Genomic DNA, 16,587 nt, shown 5'->3' on the forward strand with positions numbered 1-16,587 from the left:
GGCGCCGACCAGTTGGGAACGAGCCGCGGGACACGGCACGCCGTGGTCATCGGCGGGAGCATCGCGGGACTGCTCGCCGCTCGGGTACTCGCCGAGCACGCGCAGCGGGTCACGATCGTCGAGCGCGACCGCTTCCCGGACGAGCCCGAACCGCGCCCGGGCGTACCCCAGGGGCGGCACACGCACGTCCTGCTGGAGGGCGGCCAGTTGGCGCTGGAGCAGTTGCTGCCGGGGGTGGTGGACGAGCTGCGGAAGCAGGGGTCGCCCCGGGTCGGCATGCCCGAGGACGTCGTGCAGTGGCAGGCCGGACGGTGGTTCCGGCGCACCGCCACCACCTCGCCGCTCTTCACCGGCACCCGGCCCCGGCTCGAACACCTCGTACGGCGCCGGGTCCTGGCGGATCCCCGGATCGGCACGGCGCAGGGCACGGATGTCGTGGGCCTGCTCGGTGACGCCAGCCGCGTGCGGGGCGTGCGGCTGCGTGAGCGCGGCGCGGAGGGCGGCACGCGCGCGCTGGAGGCGGACCTGGTGGTGGACGCGTCGGGCCGTGGGTCGCAGGCTCCCCAGTGGCTGGCCGAGATCGGTGCCGAGCCTCCGTACGAGGAGACCATCGAGACCGGCCTCGCCTACGCGACGCGCCTGTACCGGGACGGTTCCGAGGGCAGCGTGGCGGACTGCCTCGGCTACTACGTGATCCCCAACCCCGATCAGCCGTACGGCGGCGGGGCGATGCCCGTCGAGGGCGGCCGCCACCTCGTCACCCTGTCGGGGCTGCGTGGTGACGAACCGCCCACGGACGGGGACGCGTTCGAGGACTTCGCCAAGCGGCTCCCGCACCCGATCCTGCACGAGTGGCTGACGAAGGCGCACGCCGAGTCCCCCGTACGGAGCTTCCGCCGGACGGCCAACGTGCGGCGCCGCTACGACCGCCCCGGACGCCGCCCGGCGGGGTTCCTCGCCACCGGGGACGCGCTGTGCACGTTCAACCCGATCTACGGGCAGGGCATGGCGGTGGCCGCGATGAGCGCGGTGGCACTGCGCGACGCCCTCGCTGACACCCGCCGGACGCCGACGACGCTGCGCGTGCAGCGGGCGCTGTTCCGCGCCTCCAGGCAGGCCTGGGACATCTCCGCCGGGTCCGACAGGAACATGCCGGGCGCCACCGGCAACGCGGTGGGGTCCCGGCCCCTCGACCGGCCCGCGGCCTGGTACCTCGAGCGCGTGCAGGCCCGGTACACCGGTGACCCGGTCGTCGGCCGGGCCTTCCGGTCCGTGCTCGCCCTGGTGAATCCGGTGACCGTGCTGTTCGCCCCCCGGATCGCCCGGGCGGTGCTCTTCGAGCCGGTTCCGCCGACCCCGGCCGGGCCGCCCCTGCGGGCGGAAGGCGGCACCGGCTGACCCGGCTCAGGGGCGCATGACCACCTTCACGGCGCCTTCCTGCTTCTGCTGGAACATCTTGTACGCGTGCGGGGCGTCGGCCAGCGGCAGGTGGTGGGTGGCGAAGTCGTCCACGCCGAGCGGATCCACGTCGGTGAGGAGCGGCAGGATGTCGTCGACCCAGCGGCGGACGTTGGCCTGACCCATGCGCAGCTGGATCTGCTTGTCGAACAGCGTCAGCATCGGCAGCGGGTCCGCCGCGCCGCCGTAGACGCCGCTCAGCGAGATGGTGCCACCGCGGCGCACCAGGGAGATGGCCAGGTACAGCGCGGCCAGGCGGTCGGCGCCCACCTTCTGGTGCAGCCGGGCCGCCCACGCCTTGGGCAGCAGCCCGGCCGCGTTCTGCTGGGTGCGCGCGAGCGGGCTGCCGTGGGCCTCGGTGCCGACCGCGTCGATCACGGCGTCCGGGCCGCGGCCGGCCGTACGGTCCTTGATGGCGTCGACGAGCTCGTCGTGGTCGTCGAACCCGCTCAGGTCGAACACCTCGACACCCTGCTCCCGGGCGCGCTGGAGGCGTTCGGGTACGAGGTCGACGCCGATCACCTGGGCGGCCCCCTGGTGCAGGGCGATCCGGCAGCTCATGTCGCCGATCGGGCCGAGCCCGAGGACGGCGACCGAGCCGCCCGGGGGGACATCGGCGTACTGGACGGCCTGCCAGGCGGTGGGCAGCACGTCGGACAGGTAGAGGAATCGGTCGTCCGCCGGGCCCTCGGGGACCTTGATCGGGCCGAAGTGGGCCTGCGGTACGCGGAGGTACTCGGCCTGGCCGCCGGGTACCGCGCCGTACAGCTTGGTGTAGCCGAAGAGTGCGGCACCCATGCCGTGCTCGCTGACCTGGGTGGTCTCGCACTGCGTCGGCAGGCCGGAGGTGCACATCCAGCAGCGTCCGCAGGCGATCTGGAAGGGGACGACCACGCGGTCGCCCGGCTTCAGGCCCGGGACCTCGGGGCCGACCTCCTCCACGATGCCCATCGGTTCGTGGCCGAGGATGTCACCCGGGGTCATGAAGGGGGTCAGGACCTCGTAGAGGTGGAGGTCCGAGCCGCACAGCCCGGTCGACGTGACCTTGATGACCGCGTCGGTCGGCTCCTCGATCTTCGGGTCGGGCACCGTCTCCACCCGTACGTCGCGCTTTCCCTGCCATGTCACGGCCCTCATCGTGCGTGTCCCTTCACCGGCTCCTGCGGGGGCGCGGGCCGGGTACCCGGGCGCGGTGCCGGTGAATCCGTTTCGGCCAGAGTGCGACGGATTGCCGGGCACCCCCTTCCATAAAGGTTTAGACCAATGATAGGGATTGATCACCCACACGGCACGCTCGACTACTGTGAGCGAAGGAAATTGAGGGTTGAACATGGCTGAGCCCCAGAGCCCCGCGGCGCTTCCGCTCTACCTCCGGGTGGCCGCCGCGCTGCGCGACGACCTCACCCAGCGGCGCATCGCCCCCGGCACCAGGCTGCCGTCCGAGCGCTCCCTGGTGCACCGCTTCCGGGTCAACCGGCACACCGTGCGCAACGCGCTCCAACTGCTGCGCGACGAAAGGCTCGTGGTGACCGAGCGGCGCGGCACGTTCGCCGCCGCCACCACCCCGGAGGCGGCGGGGCCGGTCCTCGCGCCGGGCCTCCTGCGGTTCCCCTGCGGCACCGGCACCCCCGACACGTCCGCCGTGTCGCGCCTCGACTGGGAACCCGCACCGACCGGGCTCGCCGACCAACTGGGCCTGGCGCCGGGCGAGCCGTCGCTGGTCCACCGCCACCAGGTGCCGGGCGCCGGGGGGACGCCCGTGCAGGAGGCGCTGTCCCGGTTCTCCCGGTACGCGCTCGCCGAGGTGCCCGAACTCGCCCGGTTCCGGCGGCCGGAGGTCTGGCCGGCGCGGCCCGACCTGCGGCTGCTGTACCACTGGATGCACCGCGCCGGGCTGCGGCTGACGCGCCGTGAGTCGATCGGCGTCGGCCACGGCCCGGTCGCCACCACGTGCCTCACCGTGCACCGGGTCGTGAGCGACCAGCACGGCCACGTACTGGAGGTCACGGACATCCGGTTCGCGCCCGAATCGGCCTCGTGGACGTACGAGTTCATGAGCTGAGTCCCCCGGGTGGGAGGCATGCCGTCAGACGATGCCCTCCGCGATCTCCGCCTGCTCGCGGGCGTTGCCGTACGGGGCCGGGGTGCCGTAGGAGCGCCGGGCGACGTACCACCACGCGGTGGCGAGGGCGAGCACCACGGCGAGCGCGATCACGGCGTAGTTCATCGAGTCGACGGTGACCGGTGACTTCTGCGGCAGGCAGAAGAGGACCGTCACCACCGCCACCCAGACGACCGCCGTCCATCCGACCGGCCTGCTCCAGCGGCCCAGGGACCAGGGGCCGGGCCGGAACCTGTTGCCGGCGCGCAGCCGGAGGAGGATGGGGATCGCGTACGCGGGGGTGATGCCGATGACGTTGATGGCGGTGACCGCGCCGTAGGCGGTCGCCGAGTACAGCGACGGCACGGCGAGCACGGCCGCGACCGCGACCGACAGCCAGACCGCGGGAACGGGGGTCTGGGTACGCCCGCTGACCTTGCGCCAGAGCGCCGATCCGGGCAGCGCGTTGTCCCGGCTGAAGGCGAACACCATGCGGCTGGCGGCGGCCACCTCGGCGTTGCCGCAGAACAGCTGCGCCACGATCACGACCAGGAGCAGCGCGGAGGCGCCCCCGGAACCGAGCGCGTCGAGCAGGATCTGCGCGGGTGGCACACCGGTGGCACTGTTCTGTGTGCCCGCGTAGTCCTGGATGGCGAAGGTCAGCCCGGCGAGCAGCGCGAAGCCGGCGATCCACGAGACCCAGATGGCCCGGACGATGCCCTTGGCGGCCGACACGGAGGCGTTGGACGTCTCCTCGGAGAGGTGGGCGGAGGCGTCGTACCCGGAGAAGGTGTACTGCGCGAGCAGCAGACCGATCGCCGCCACGTAGAACGGGTTGGCCCAGCCGGTGTCGTTGACGAACTCGGTGAAGACGAACTCGGCCGACTGGTGGCGGTCGGGGACGATCGCGAGTGCCCCGACGATGACGGCGACGCCGGTCAGGTGCCACCACACGCTGATGGAGTTGAGGACGCTGACGAGGCGTACGCCGAAGAGGTTCAGCACGGCGTGCAGCAGCAGGATGCACAGGAAGATCACGAAGGTGGAGCCCGGCGTGGGGACGAACCCGAACCGCAGGTTGAGGAACGCGCCGGTGAAGAGCGCGGCACCGTAGTCGATGCCGGCGATCGCCCCGAGCAGACCGAGCAGGTTCAGCCAGCCCGTATACCAGCCCCAGCGGCGCCCGCCGAGCCGGTCGGCCATGTAGTAGAGGGCCCCGGAGGTCGGGTACGCGCTGGTCACCTCGGCGAGCGCCAGGCCGACGCACAGCACGAACAGGCCGACGCCCGCCCAGCCCCACAGCATCACGGCCGGGCCGCCGGTGCCGAGGCCGAAGCCGTAGAGGGTCATGCAGCCGGACAGCACCGAGATGACGGAGAAGCTGATGGCGAAGTTGCCGAAGCCTCCCATGCGGCGGGCCAGGACCGGCTGGTAGCCGAGTTCCCTCAGCCGATCCTCCTCGTCCGTGGGCGGGGACGGCGTCCGAGGGCCGGCCCATAGGGTGCGGGACATGGCGCTTCCTCCGAGTGGTGGGTGGTTCGTGGTCAGCGGGGGGCGTGCAGGCAGCGGCCGCGGGCGCGGGTGAACAGCTCCTCGGCCAGGGCCTGGTCGGCGGGATCGTGCGTGCGGTACGCCCAGGGCTGCGGGGTCCAGTACGGGCCCAGCGCCGTGAAGACCCGGGCGGCGGCGTCGAACCGCAGGGCTCCCCACAGGGCGTGCGCCAGGTGGTTGAGGTCGAGCAGCGACTCGGCGGCGGGATCGGTGCGGTCGAACCAGCCGTGCAGGGCCCGGTCGGCGTCCCGGCCCGCGTCCTCGGCGACCCAGTGCAGGTCCAGGGCTCTTTCCTGGCCCCGTTCGCGGCGGTACCGCTCGACCCGGACGTACAGGGGCAGGACGTGCAGCGCGGAACCCTCCGGCGCCGAGGCGGTGGCCCACTGGACGAAGTTGACGGCCTCCGGCAGGGATCCGCTGCCCGAGTGCCGGGTGGACAGGAACTGGAGCATCCGGTGGTACGCCTCGCGGTTGTACGGGTCGCGCTTGTCGGCCTCGGCGAGCAGGCCCCACGGCCCCGGCGGCAGCATCGGCCCGGGCGGCCGCGCCCGGTGCTGGTCCATGCGCCGGCCGTCGTCCAGTACCGCGAGGGCCAGGAGGCACACCCAGGGCACCGGGTCGGCGGGGGCCACCCGGGCGGCGTCCTGGCAGGCCTCCCAGGCGAGCCGCCACAGTTCCCCGGTGCGCGGGTGCGCCTCGCGGTGGGCGCGCAGGGCGCGTTCCACGGTGACCCTGGCGTGCATGACGGCCGCCGCGATGCTGTGGGGCTGCTCGGTCCGCCACGCCTGGACGACGTCGGAACCGGCGGCCACCGCGGCCAGCACCTGGGTACGCCGGGTCCACAGGGACCGGTCGGCGGTCCGGGCGGTGTCGCCCAGGAGCTGCGCCATCGACAGCCAGCGTCCGGTGCGCAGGTCCTGGAGCACTCCGCGCAGGGCGTTGTCGTGACCCGCCGGGTGGTACACCGGCCGGAAGTCCTGGCCGGGCATCACCCCGTCCCCGTCGGAGGGCAGGCCGGTATCGGTGTGACGGTCATGGGTCCTCTGGGCGTGCGGTGGGGGGTCGGGCCGGTACGCCAAGGAGAGCGGTCGGACTGCTCCGTGACTACCGGCCGTTGATCGGCGATCACTATAGGCCTCGATGGACGATCGCGGTCCAGATTTGAGCGGGAAGCGTAACCGGCCGCAAAATTACGGTCATTGATGATCCGTCAGTAACCTTTGCGTCCACCGCGCGACCCGTCCGTGTCCGCCCGATCACGGAGAGGCCTTGACGTGGCGGGCGGTCTGGACCACTCTTCCGTTCGGCGATCTTTCGACGATCTTCGCTTCGCCGAACTTCGCCGAACTTCGCCGAACTTCGCCGAGTGTCACCAAGCTCGACGAACCTCGACGAACTTTCGATGTCCTCGAACGGACACGGAACGGACGGGAGTGGGCAATGACGGGCCCGGTACTGGCCGTCGATCAGGGCACCTCGGGCACCAAGGCCCTGGTGGTCTGCCCGGACCGGGGAGTGATCGGCTCCGCCACGGAGCCGGTGCGCCCGCGTCACCTGCCGGGCGGCCGCGTGGAGGTCGATCCGCGCGAGCTCCTCGACTCGGTCGTGGCCGCCGGGCGCCGCGCGCTCGCCGCCGCAGGGGAGCCGGTCACCGCCGTGGGCCTGGCCAACCAGGGCGAGACGGTCCTCGCCTGGGACCCCGCGACCGGAGCGCCCCTGACGGACGCGATCGTCTGGCAGGACAAGCGGGCGGAGGGCATCTGCGACGAACTCGACCCGCACGCCGACCGGCTGAGGGAGCTGACCGGGCTTCCGCTCGACCCGTACTTCGCCGCGCCGAAGATGGCCTGGATCCGCCGCCACTCGACCCGCGAAGGCGTGGTGACGACGAGCGACGCCTGGCTGGTGCGGCAGCTTACCGGGGAGTTCGTCACCGACGTGGCGACCGCGGGGCGCACCCAGCTCCTCGACCTGGACGAGGTCACCTGGTCACCGGAGGCGCTGGAGGTCTACGGCCTTTCCGGCGAGCGGCTGCCGCGGCTCGTGGACGCGGCGGGGCCCGTGGGGGCCACAAAAGCCTTCGGCACGCGTCTGCCGCTGACCGGGCTCCTGGTCGACCAGCAGGCCGCGCTCCTCGCGCAGGGCGCCACCGAGCCGGGCACCGCCAAGTGCACCTACGGCACCGGGGCGTTCCTGCTCGCGCAGACCGGCGACCGGCCCCGGCGCGGTGACGCGGGGCTGGCCGCCTGTGTGGCCTGGCGGCTCGGCGGGCGCACCAGCTACTGCCTGGACGGGCAGGTGTACACGGCCGCCTCCGCCGTCCGTTGGCTCACCGACCTCGGGGTGATCGGCGGGGCCGCCGACCTCGACCCGGTCGGGTCCTCCGTCCCGGACGCGGGCGGCGTCACCTTCGTACCGTCGCTGGCCGGGCTCGCTGCACCGTGGTGGCGCGGAGACGTCCGCGGCTCGCTCACCGGACTCGGGCTGGACACGACGGCCGGGCACCTGGTGCGCGCCCTGTGCGAGGGCGTCGCCGCGCAGGTGGTGGAACTGGCGGCGGCTGCCGGGTCGGACCTGGGCGCACCGCTCACGTCCCTGCGCGTCGACGGCGGGCTGACCCGCTCGGCCCTGCTGATGCAAACCCAGGCGGATCTGCTCCAAGTGCCCGTCGAGGTGTCGGCGCTGCCGGACGCCACCGCCCTGGGCGTGGGTGCCCTCGCCCGCCTGGGCCTCGATCCGCTGCTGCCGCTCGAGGACGCGATCCCCCGGTGGCAGCCGTCCGCCGTGTACGAGCCACGTGTCACGGCCGACGAGGCCGCCGAGCGGATGGGTGCCTTCCGTACGGCGGTGGCCACGCTGCTGGACCGTACGCCGTGACGCCTCTCCCCGAGGAGCCGTACGACGTGGTGGTCGTCGGCGCCGGGGTGGTCGGCTCGGCCATCGCCCGCGAGCTGGCCCGCTTCCCGCTGCGCACGGCCCTGGTGGACGCCGCGCCCGATGTCGGCGAAGGCACGTCGAAGGCCAACACCGCGATCCTGCACACCGGTTTCGACGCGGTGCCCGGCTCGCTGGAGGCGCGGCTCGTACGGGAGGGGCAGCGGCGGCTCGTCGCGTACGCCGCCGAGGCGGGCATCCCCGTGGAACCGCTGGGCGCGCTGCTGGTCGCCTGGGACGAGGAGCAGCTCGCCGCGCTGCCGGGCCTCGCGCGCAAGGCGGAGGCGAACGGCTACCAGGAGGCCCGGATCATCGGCCCCGACGAGCTGCGCGCCCGCGAACCGCACCTCGGCCCGGAGGCGCTCGGTGCGCTGTACGTGCCGGGCGAGAGCGTCATCTGCCCGTGGACGACGACCCTCGCCTACGCGACGCAGGCCGTGCGCGCCGGGGTCGACCTGCACCTGGAATGCCGGGTGCAGGACGTCCGTCCGGGCCATGAGCTGGTGACGAGCCGCGGGATCCTGCGCACCCGGTACCTGGTCAACGCGGCCGGCCTGTACGCCGACGAGCTGGACCGCCGGCTCGGTCACCACGACTTCACCGTGACGCCCCGGCGCGGCCAGCTGATCGTGTTCGACGCGTTCGCACGCGACCTGGTGCGGCACATCCTGCTGCCCGTGCCGACCTCGCTCGGCAAGGGCGTGCTGGTCTCCCCCACCGTGTACGGCAAGGTGCTGCTCGGGCCCACCGCCGAGGACCTCGACGACAAGACGGCGACCGGCTCGACGGCCGAAGGGCTGGCGTTCCTCCGGGAGAAGGGCCGGCGCATCCTGCCCGCGCTGCTGGAGGAGGAGGTCACGGCGGTCTACGCGGGGCTGCGGGCGGCGACCGAGGAGGACGACTACCGGATCGTCTGCCACCCGGAGCAGCGGTACGTCACCGTGGGCGGCATCCGCTCGACGGGGCTGACCGCGTCGATGGCGATCGCCGCGCATGTGGTGGGTCTGCTGGTGGACGCCGGGCTGGAGCCGGGCGCCGCACGGGACCTGCCGGTGGTGCGGATGCCGAACCTGGGTGAGGCGTTTCCCCGCCCGTACGCCGATGGGGAGTTGATCGCCGCGGATCCGGCGTACGGGGAGATCGTGTGCCACTGCGAGCGGGTGACGCGCGGTGAGATCCGTGACGCGTTCGCCTCCGTGGTCCCCCCCGCCTCGCCCGCCGGACTTCGGCGCCGCACGCGGGCGGGCGGCGGGCGCTGCCAGGGGTACTTCTGCGGGGCGGCGCTGCGGGCGTTGTTCGAGGGAGCGCCATGACGGGCACGCGTACGGTCGATGTGCTCGTCGTGGGGGCGGGACCCGCCGGGCTCGCCGCCGCGGGGCGGCTGGCCGCCCTGGGCGCGGGCACCGTGGAGGTGCTGGAGCGGGAGGCCAAAGCTCCCCGCCGGTGGGCGGACGCGGCGGTGCGGGCGGGGGCGGTGCTCCGTACCGGCGTCACGGCCACTGGGTGGTCCGGCCCCCTCGTGCTCGACACCACGAGCCCGTCCGGCCGGGAGCGGCTCACCGCGAGGGCCGTGGTGCTGGCGACGGGTGCCCGGGAACGGCCGCGCGGTGCCCGCCTGGTGCCGGGGACACGCCCCGCCGGGGTGCTGACCACGGGTGAACTGCGGCGGGCGGTGTACGGCTACGGGCAGGACGTCGGCACCCGTGCGGTGGTCGTCGGGGCGGAACCGGTCGCCTCCGACGCGCTGCGGGCGCTGCGCCACGCGCGCGTGGAGGTGGCCGCGCTGGTGACGGAGCACCCGTGGCGCCGGCCGCCGGCGCTCGGCGGGCGGGTGCCGGTGCTGGAGGGGACGGCGGTCACCGAACTCCTGGGGCACGGGCGGTTGTCGGGCGTAACGGTGCGGCACAGGGACGGGCGGGTGGCGACCGTGGCGTGCGACACCGTGGTGTTCACCGGTGACTGGATCCCGGAGCACGAGCTGGCGCGGTACGGCGGGGTCGTGCTGGACCGCGGGACGCGCGGCCCGGCGGTGGACGGCGCGTTCCGTACGTCGGTGGCGGGTGTGTTCGCGGTGGGTGACGTGCTGCACGGGGGCGAACCGGCCGGTACGGCGGTCGTGGAGGGGCGGACGGTGGCCGGGCCGGTGCTGGCGTACTTGTCGGGTTTCGCCTCCTGGCCCGTGACGCCGGTCCCGGTCGTGGTGGACGACCCGCTGCGGTGGGTGACGCCGAACCGGCTCGGGGCGGCCGGGGGACGTTTCCTGGTGCGGGCGGCCCGGCCGTTGGTGCGGCCCGTTCTGGTGGTGAGCCAGGACGGTGTCCTGCTGCACCGGCGGCGGGTGTGGGGCCCGGTCGTCCCGTGGCGTTCGGTGCCGCTGTCCGCGGGATGGGCGGCGGCGGTCGATCCGGCGGGCGGACCGGTGCGGATCACCGTGGTGTGAGTCCGGCCGCGACCGCGGCGCGGCTGAGCACGTCCGTGAGCATGGCCGGGGTGAGCCGGCCGGTGAAGGTGTTGCGCTGGCTGACGTGGTAGCAGCCGAAGAGTTCCAGGTCCGGACCTCCGTCGGTGGCGGGCAGGGTGGAGTGCGCCCCGTGTGCGAAGGCGGGCCTGGGCCGGGGCACCGACCAGCCGCCCGCGGCCAGTGCGGGCAGCGTGGCCTGCCAGCCGAAGGCGCCCAGGACGACGACGGCGCGCACGGTGGGGCGCAGCAGCCGGAGTTCGCCGGCGAGCCAGGGGCGGCAGGTGTCGCGTTCGACGGGCGTGGGCCTGTTGGCCGGCGGGGCGCAGTGGACGGGGGCGGTGACCCGTACTCCGTACAGGCGCAGCCCGTCGTGGATGTCGGTGGCGTCCGGTTGGCTGGCCAGGCCCACCTGGTGCAGGGCGGCGTAGAGGACGTCGCCGGAACGGTCGCCGGTGAACATGCGTCCGGTGCGGTTGCCTCCGTGGGCCGCCGGGGCGAGGCCGACGACGAGGAGCCTCGCGTCCTCGGGTCCGAAGCCGGGCACGGGCCTGGCCCAGTAGTCCCAGCCGGCGTAGGCCCGGCGCCCCTCGCGGGCCACCTGCTCGCGCCAGGCGACCAGCCGCGGGCAGGCCCGGCAGTGGGTGACCCGTTCGTCGAGGACGGGCAGGGAAGCGGCACGGGCGGCCTCCCGCGCGGGGAACCCGGGTTCCCCGGGCCGGCCGGGCGGCTCCGGCGGGTTGGGCTCCCCGGCCCGCTCCGGTCGCTCGGGCGGCTGTGGCCGGTCTGGCCCCTCGGACACGGACATCTGACCTCTCGCTCCCTCGCTCGGGGTGATCGTTCCGCGTACCGACGCTAACCCGGCGGCCCGTGGGCAGACTCTCCGGCATGACGGTGAAGCGAAGCGCGGGTCTGCTGCTGTTCCGCACCTCGGGCGGAACCCTGGAGGTGCTCATCGCCCATATGGGCGGCCCCACCTGGGCGTCGCGCGACGCGGGGGCGTGGTCGGTGCCGAAGGGCGAGTACGAGGCGGACGAGACACCCGAGGCGGCGGCGCGGCGCGAGTTCGTGGAGGAGCTGGGCCTGCCGGCGCCGGACGGGGAGCCGGTGCCGCTCGGCGAGACCCGCCAGGCCAGCGGCAAGATCGTCACCGTGTGGGCGGTGGAGGCGGACCTGGACCCGGCGGCGGTGGTACCGGGAACGTTCACCATGGAGTGGCCGCGCGGCTCGGGACGGATGCGGGAGTTCCCGGAGATCGACCGGGTGGCATGGATGACCCCCGCGGAGGCGGCGCCCCGGCTGGTGTCGGGGCAACAGGTGTTCCTGGAGCGGCTGGCGCAGTACGTGCGCGGGCGCGACGCGGGCTGATTGTCAGTGCCGTACGCAAGAGTGGACGGCAGGGAAGACACCGATCGGTCGACAGGGAGCGAGAGATGACCACCACCCTGACCATGCGTGAGCGTGCCGCGGCCCAGGCGTACATACGGCTGATGGAGGCGGCGCGGGCGGTGCTCGGCGACCCGGCGCTCGCTCCCATGGCGGGCGTGTATCTGTCGTCGCCGATGGCGGAGGCGGACGAGGCGCTGCGCCGCGCGGGCCTGACGGGCAATGAGGCGCGTCTGCTGCGGCTGGTGTCCGCGCTCCGGTCACCGGGCGGGGCGGCGTCCTCCTAGGCGCTGTCCGGTCGGTCATGTGACCACGCCGCGCCGGGTCGTTGCCATGGACATGGGGCGGGGTCCGTGACGGATGCCGAGTGGGTACGGCTCGGCCGTCCCTCGGAACACCTTGCGGTCCCACTCCTGCCGCCCCAACCCGTTCCGCCCATCACCCCATGCTCCGGTCGGCTTGATCGGCCTCAGCGTACGGCCCCCATCGGCGTCCGAGGGTGTCGTACGTGTACCGGGGCAGGTCATCGATGGCGCTGGTGCGGAACGGGCGGCCGTCGTCGTCGATGCGCACGGTGCCCTTGCGGCCCTGGGAGGACCAGTCCAGCTCCAGGTACCAGCGGCAGTCGCACGAGCCGGTCTCGGCCGTGACCAGCAGCACCTCGGGGTCCTTCGCCGAGACGCGGTAGGGCATGCGCACGGCCGGGATCGGCCTGCCGGAGTCGTTCCCGGCGACCGCGCGGGCGATGGGGCGGTCCTTGTCCAGGTCCACGGCGAAGTACCGGGGCGTGATCGAGCCGCCGCAGCCCTGGTCCATGGCGTAGGCGTTGCCCTCGGCCGGCGCCGTACGGCCGACCACGCGCACCCGCAGCGCCTCCAGCACGACGGCCGTGTCGCTGCGCCCCTGCACCGACAGCCGCACGAGCGTCTCGCCGCCGTGCACCGCGCTCTGCGTCACCGCCCAGGGCGCCGCGTCCTGCGGGGCGGGGGGAGGGGGAACTCTGCTCGGCGGCTTGGCGATGACGTAGTCGTGACCGCAGTCGAGCCGCCATGCCTGGGAGTCGACGGACCAGGTGAGCGGCAGCCCGTCGGGCTGTTCGCCGCGGGGCGGGACGGATGTCGCGCCGGGCGGGCGAGAGGTGCCCGGCTTCTTCTTCGGAGTGGCGGAGCCCGAAGGCCGCCCGGAGGTGGGGGTGCCGCTCGGGCTGGGTGAGGCACCCGGTCGCTCCGGCGCCCTGGCCTCCGCCGTACCGGACACCGCCGTACCGGACGGAGTCGGACCGGTGACCCCGGCCGGACCGTCGGCGGACGCCCGTCGCCCGTCCGGCAGCACGGACAGGGCCCCGAGCGTGGCGAGCACGGCACAGACGGAGGCCAGCCCGACCACGAGACGTCCACGGCGGGACCAGGGGCGGCGCGGGAGCGGGGGCGCAGGCGCGCCGGGCGGTCCGGGCGCGGGGTCCGCTTCGGCGACCGGGCTGCCGGTGGCCTCCGGCGCGGTGTCCGGCGTGGCGACCGGGCCGCCGTCGGCCTTCGGCGCCGTGTCCGGTTCGGTGATGCCCTCCACCGCCGTGCCCGGTCCGTGCACCGAGTCGTTCACGGCTTCCGCCGCCGCGACGCCGGACGCGCTCTCCGCCGCCCCCGCCGTACGAGGTCCGTGGCGCGCAGCCCCTGCCAGGAGCCAGCGGCGGTGGAGTTCCAGGCGTTGTTCCGGGGTCGCCCCGCACAGGGCCGCGAAGCGTTCCACGGGGGCGAAGTCGAGCGGCACCGCGTCGCCCGCGCAGTAGCGGTGCAGCGTCGAGGTGTTCATGCCCAGACGGCGGGCCAGCGAGCCATAGCTCCGGTCCGTGCGCTCCTTCAGCGCCCGCAGCAGCGCCGCGAACTCCGCCACCTCGTCGATGCCGTCGCCGTCGTCCTGTGCCGACACAGGTCTCCCGTCCTCGTACGACCTCGTCCCGGCCCGGGACGGTATCCCAGGCACCCCATGTACCTGCACGTCAGACGGGCTGGGATGGTTCCACCGTGCCCGATCGGCCGTCGGCTGTTGCGCCCGGCCGCGGTGACCGCTGATGCTCTTCGTGCCGCACCGAGCAGGCCCGGGCCGACCAGCCGGCCTCGCCGCGGCATCCACGTCCACACACTCGTCCACGGGGGAACACCCATGTCCATGCGCATCCGAACGAGCGCTCTCACCGCACTCACCGTCGCCGCCCTCGCGGCGGGCACGGTCCTCACGACACCGGCCGCCGGCGCCGCGCCGAAGGCCGCCGCGCCGAAGTTCCTGTCGGCGTCCCAGCTGCCGCCTCACCCGACGTCGTCCTGGACCGCCGGGCCGGTCACCGACGGGTTCCCGGAGGAACTCGGCCTCTGCGTCAGCACGGAGGGCGTGCCCGCCTACGACTACCGGCACCGTGCGTTCTGGACCGACCTGGACACCAGCGCCGTGCAGTTGACCGTCGTGACGGGCACAGCCGCCCAGGCCAAGGCCCTGGCGAAGCACTACGACGACCTGATCCGCACCTGCGCCGACCGCATCGAGGAGTCCTCGCCCGACGTCGAGGCCGAGGGCCGGGACTACGGCAAGCTGCCGGTCGAGGAGGGCGCCCGCGTCCGCGGCCTGCACACCGAGACGTCCTGGGGCGCCACCGACATCGCCCTGCTGTCGGTCGGGCGGGACGGCAGGACCGTCACCGTCGTGCGGTGGGGACAGATGGGCGACTTCGGGAACGCGCCCGTGGCCGCCTTCAAGAAGACCACGAGCACGGCCGTCGACAAGCTGTACTGACCGGGCGGCCACCCCGGAAGGGCCGGGGCCGTCCTCCCGTCACGGGGGCGGAAGGGCGGCCCCCGTATCGGTCATGCCCGGGGCGGGGACCGTCGTACGGCGTCCTTGCGGAACCCCTGGGACGACCTTGATCGGCCGGACAAGTCCTAGGCGCTGTCCGGTCGGTTTGGCCGGGTCCGCGTGGCCTGGTCCACCGGACCGGTCGGGCCCAGCCGTACGGGCAGGGTTCGTACGCTGTTGCCCACGAAGCTCGGGACGCGGGGCAGCCGGGCTTCGGGGACGGCGAGGTCCAGGTACGGGAAGCGGGTGAAGAGCCGTTCCAGGGCGATACCGGCCTCCATCCGGGCCAGCGGGGCGCCCAGGCAGTAGTGCGGGCCGTGGCCGAGCGAGAGGTGACAGGTGGCGGTGCCGTGGCTGGTGCGGGTGATGTCGAACCGGTGGGCGTCCGGGCCGTGGGCGGCGCTGTCGCGGCCCGCGGCCGAGTAACCGGCGAGGACGGGGGTGCCCTTGGGGATGAGCGTGCCGTCGAGAGTGAGGTCGCGGGTGGGGTAGCGGAAGGGGAAGTGGCTGACGGGACTGTCCCAGCGCAGGGTCTCCTCGACGACATCGGCCCAGTGGGCCCCACCGTCGAGGACCAGGTGGAGCTGGTCGCGGTGGGCGCACAGGGCGCGGACGGCGTTGGTGATGAGGTTGAGGGTCGTCTCGTGCCCGGCGACGACCATGAGGAGCAGGGTGCCGATCAGTTCCGGCTCGCTCAGCCGGTCGCCGTCCTCGTCCCGGGCGGAGATCAGGGCGCTGGTCAGGTCGTCGCCGGGGGCGGCGCGCCGGGCCGCCACGACGGTGTGGAGGGCTTCCACCATCTGCCGGTTGGCGGTCATCGCCTCGTCGGGTCCGATGTCGGTGGCGACGACCCGGCTGGAGAGGTGGTGGAGCCGGTCGTGGTGGGCGGCGTCCACGCCGAGCAGTTCGCAGATGACGCCCATGGGGAGGGGCAGGGCGAAGTGGCGCCGCAGGTCGGCGACGCCGTCACCGGCACGGGCGGCTCGTCGCAGCCCGTCGAGGAGCCGGGTGGTCAGTGACTCGACGCGGGGCCGCAGTTCCTCCACGCGTCGTGTGGTGAAGGCCTGGCCGACGAGGGAGCGCAGCCGTCGGTGGTCGGCGCCGTCGGCGGTGGTCATGCCCGTGACGGTGGCGAAGGTCCCGAGGGGCCAGCCGTCGGGTATCAGCCCGTCCCGGAGGGCGGTGAAGTGCTGGGCGCCCTTGGCGACGTCCGGATGGGTGAGGAACGCCTTCAGCGCCTCGTGGCCGAGGACGGCCATGCCGGGTACGCCGCCGGGCAGGACGACGGGCGTGACAGCGCCCCGGGCGAGGAGCCGCGCGTTGTCCGCGTGCGGACAGCCACCCGTGGGGTCCATGCGGTGCGGTGGTGCGGCGGTCATGATGCGGGCTCCTGTCCGTCGTACGGGTGCCTTCACATGGGGACGTCAGCCCTCCACCCAGCCGTGCGAGCGCGCCAGCTCGGTGACGCGGGTGCGTACACGCTTGAGCTGGGCGGTGGTCAGGGTGCCGTCGGCGTCGATGAGGAGCTCGGTCAGCTCGGCCTGGAACTCGGCGGTGGACAGCACGTCGAGGGTGTCGTCGTCCGGATCGTCGCGCGGCACGAGCCCGTCCGCCGTCGTGGCCGCCGGCCGGCGGGCGGGCTGGTGGACGAGCCGGATCTCGGACGCCTTGGGGCCCTTGTCGCCCATCTCCAGGAAGAACTCCACCTCACGGCCCGCCTGGTACAGGTACTTGTCGTCCACCAGGTCGTTCGCGTGCATGAAGACGTCCTCGCCGCCTTCTCTGGGGACGATGAATCCGTAACCGCGGACCTCGTCGAACCGCAGGATCTTGCCCACCATCAGCACAGCCGTAC

The 16,587-nt window shown here is 73.8% G+C and carries 15 protein-coding genes; 8 read left to right on the top strand and 7 right to left on the bottom strand.

The window, feature by feature from the left end; all coding sequences use genetic code 11:
• Positions 1-12: 12 nt before the first annotated feature.
• Complete coding sequence (locus ACZ6C1_RS05435; RefSeq protein WP_469237895.1) at positions 13-1,398, top strand: FAD-dependent oxidoreductase; 1,386 nt, start codon at positions 13-15, stop codon at positions 1,396-1,398.
• Between the two features lie 6 nt (positions 1,399-1,404).
• Here ACZ6C1_RS05435 and ACZ6C1_RS05440 read toward each other — a convergent pair whose 3' ends face one another.
• The gene (locus ACZ6C1_RS05440; protein ID WP_469237897.1) at positions 1,405-2,595 is read right to left on the bottom strand and encodes a zinc-dependent alcohol dehydrogenase; all 1,191 of its coding nucleotides are present in this window, start codon (positions 2,593-2,595) and stop codon (positions 1,405-1,407) included.
• Positions 2,596-2,788: 193 nt separating this feature from the next.
• Between ACZ6C1_RS05440 and ACZ6C1_RS05445 the strand changes: the two genes are divergently transcribed.
• A complete protein-coding gene (locus ACZ6C1_RS05445) occupies positions 2,789-3,520 on the top strand; it encodes a GntR family transcriptional regulator (protein ID WP_469237898.1) in 732 nt (243 codons plus the stop codon).
• 24 nt (positions 3,521-3,544) lie between these two features.
• Here ACZ6C1_RS05445 and ACZ6C1_RS05450 read toward each other — a convergent pair whose 3' ends face one another.
• Complete coding sequence (locus tag ACZ6C1_RS05450) at positions 3,545-5,071, bottom strand: amino acid permease (RefSeq protein WP_469237899.1); 1,527 nt, start codon at positions 5,069-5,071, stop codon at positions 3,545-3,547.
• 32 nt (positions 5,072-5,103) lie between these two features.
• Positions 5,104-6,099, bottom strand: a complete 996-nt coding sequence (locus ACZ6C1_RS05455; protein ID WP_469237900.1) for a hypothetical protein — start codon at positions 6,097-6,099, stop codon at positions 5,104-5,106.
• A 451-nt stretch (positions 6,100-6,550) separates the two neighbouring features.
• On the opposite strand from ACZ6C1_RS05455, the gene ACZ6C1_RS05460 reads away from it, so the two are divergent.
• Genes ACZ6C1_RS05460 through ACZ6C1_RS05470 form a run of 3 tightly spaced genes read left to right on the top strand, consistent with a single transcriptional unit; the run spans position 6,551 to position 10,484 of the window.
• Positions 6,551-7,987, top strand: coding sequence for an FGGY family carbohydrate kinase (locus ACZ6C1_RS05460; RefSeq protein WP_469237902.1), 1,437 nt, complete (start codon positions 6,551-6,553; stop codon positions 7,985-7,987).
• Positions 7,984-9,357 carry an FAD-dependent oxidoreductase gene (locus ACZ6C1_RS05465; RefSeq protein WP_469237904.1) on the top strand — a complete coding sequence of 458 codons (1,374 nt, stop codon included), beginning with the start codon at positions 7,984-7,986 and terminating at the stop codon, positions 9,355-9,357. The genes ACZ6C1_RS05460 and ACZ6C1_RS05465 overlap by 4 nt, the downstream gene beginning before the upstream one ends.
• A complete protein-coding gene (locus tag ACZ6C1_RS05470; RefSeq protein ID WP_469237906.1) occupies positions 9,354-10,484 on the top strand; it encodes an NAD(P)/FAD-dependent oxidoreductase in 1,131 nt (376 codons plus the stop codon). The genes ACZ6C1_RS05465 and ACZ6C1_RS05470 overlap by 4 nt, the downstream gene beginning before the upstream one ends.
• Here ACZ6C1_RS05470 and ACZ6C1_RS05475 read toward each other — a convergent pair.
• The gene (locus ACZ6C1_RS05475) at positions 10,471-11,172 is read right to left on the bottom strand and encodes a uracil-DNA glycosylase (RefSeq protein ID WP_469238187.1); all 702 of its coding nucleotides are present in this window, start codon (positions 11,170-11,172) and stop codon (positions 10,471-10,473) included. The genes ACZ6C1_RS05470 and ACZ6C1_RS05475 overlap by 14 nt on opposite strands.
• A 218-nt stretch (positions 11,173-11,390) precedes the next feature.
• Here ACZ6C1_RS05475 and ACZ6C1_RS05480 point away from each other — a divergent pair, with 218 nt between their 5' ends.
• Together ACZ6C1_RS05480 and ACZ6C1_RS05485 are read left to right on the top strand one after the other, a co-directional pair.
• Positions 11,391-11,870: an NUDIX hydrolase gene (locus tag ACZ6C1_RS05480; RefSeq protein WP_469237908.1), complete on the top strand. Its 480-nt coding sequence runs from the start codon at positions 11,391-11,393 to the stop codon at positions 11,868-11,870.
• A 65-nt stretch (positions 11,871-11,935) separates the two neighbouring features.
• Positions 11,936-12,175, top strand: coding sequence for a hypothetical protein (locus ACZ6C1_RS05485; protein WP_469237910.1), 240 nt, complete (start codon positions 11,936-11,938; stop codon positions 12,173-12,175).
• Between the two features lie 151 nt (positions 12,176-12,326).
• On the opposite strand, the gene ACZ6C1_RS05490 is transcribed toward ACZ6C1_RS05485, so the two are convergent.
• Complete coding sequence (locus ACZ6C1_RS05490; protein ID WP_469237912.1) at positions 12,327-13,814, bottom strand: helix-turn-helix domain-containing protein; 1,488 nt, start codon at positions 13,812-13,814, stop codon at positions 12,327-12,329.
• 234 nt (positions 13,815-14,048) lie between these two features.
• Here ACZ6C1_RS05490 and ACZ6C1_RS05495 point away from each other — a divergent pair, with 234 nt between their 5' ends.
• Positions 14,049-14,672 carry a hypothetical protein gene (locus ACZ6C1_RS05495; protein WP_469237913.1) on the top strand — a complete coding sequence of 208 codons (624 nt, stop codon included), beginning with the start codon at positions 14,049-14,051 and terminating at the stop codon, positions 14,670-14,672.
• A gap of 146 nt (positions 14,673-14,818) precedes the next feature.
• Here the strand turns inward: ACZ6C1_RS05495 and ACZ6C1_RS05500 are convergent, their stop codons facing one another.
• Positions 14,819-16,111: a cytochrome P450 family protein gene (locus ACZ6C1_RS05500; protein WP_469237915.1), complete on the bottom strand. Its 1,293-nt coding sequence runs from the start codon at positions 16,109-16,111 to the stop codon at positions 14,819-14,821.
• A 45-nt stretch (positions 16,112-16,156) separates the two neighbouring features.
• Complete coding sequence (locus tag ACZ6C1_RS05505) at positions 16,157-16,579, bottom strand: cold-shock protein (RefSeq protein WP_469237917.1); 423 nt, start codon at positions 16,577-16,579, stop codon at positions 16,157-16,159.
• Positions 16,580-16,587 lie beyond the last annotated feature (8 nt).

Source organism: Streptomyces sp. NPDC041796 (assembly GCF_055590785.1).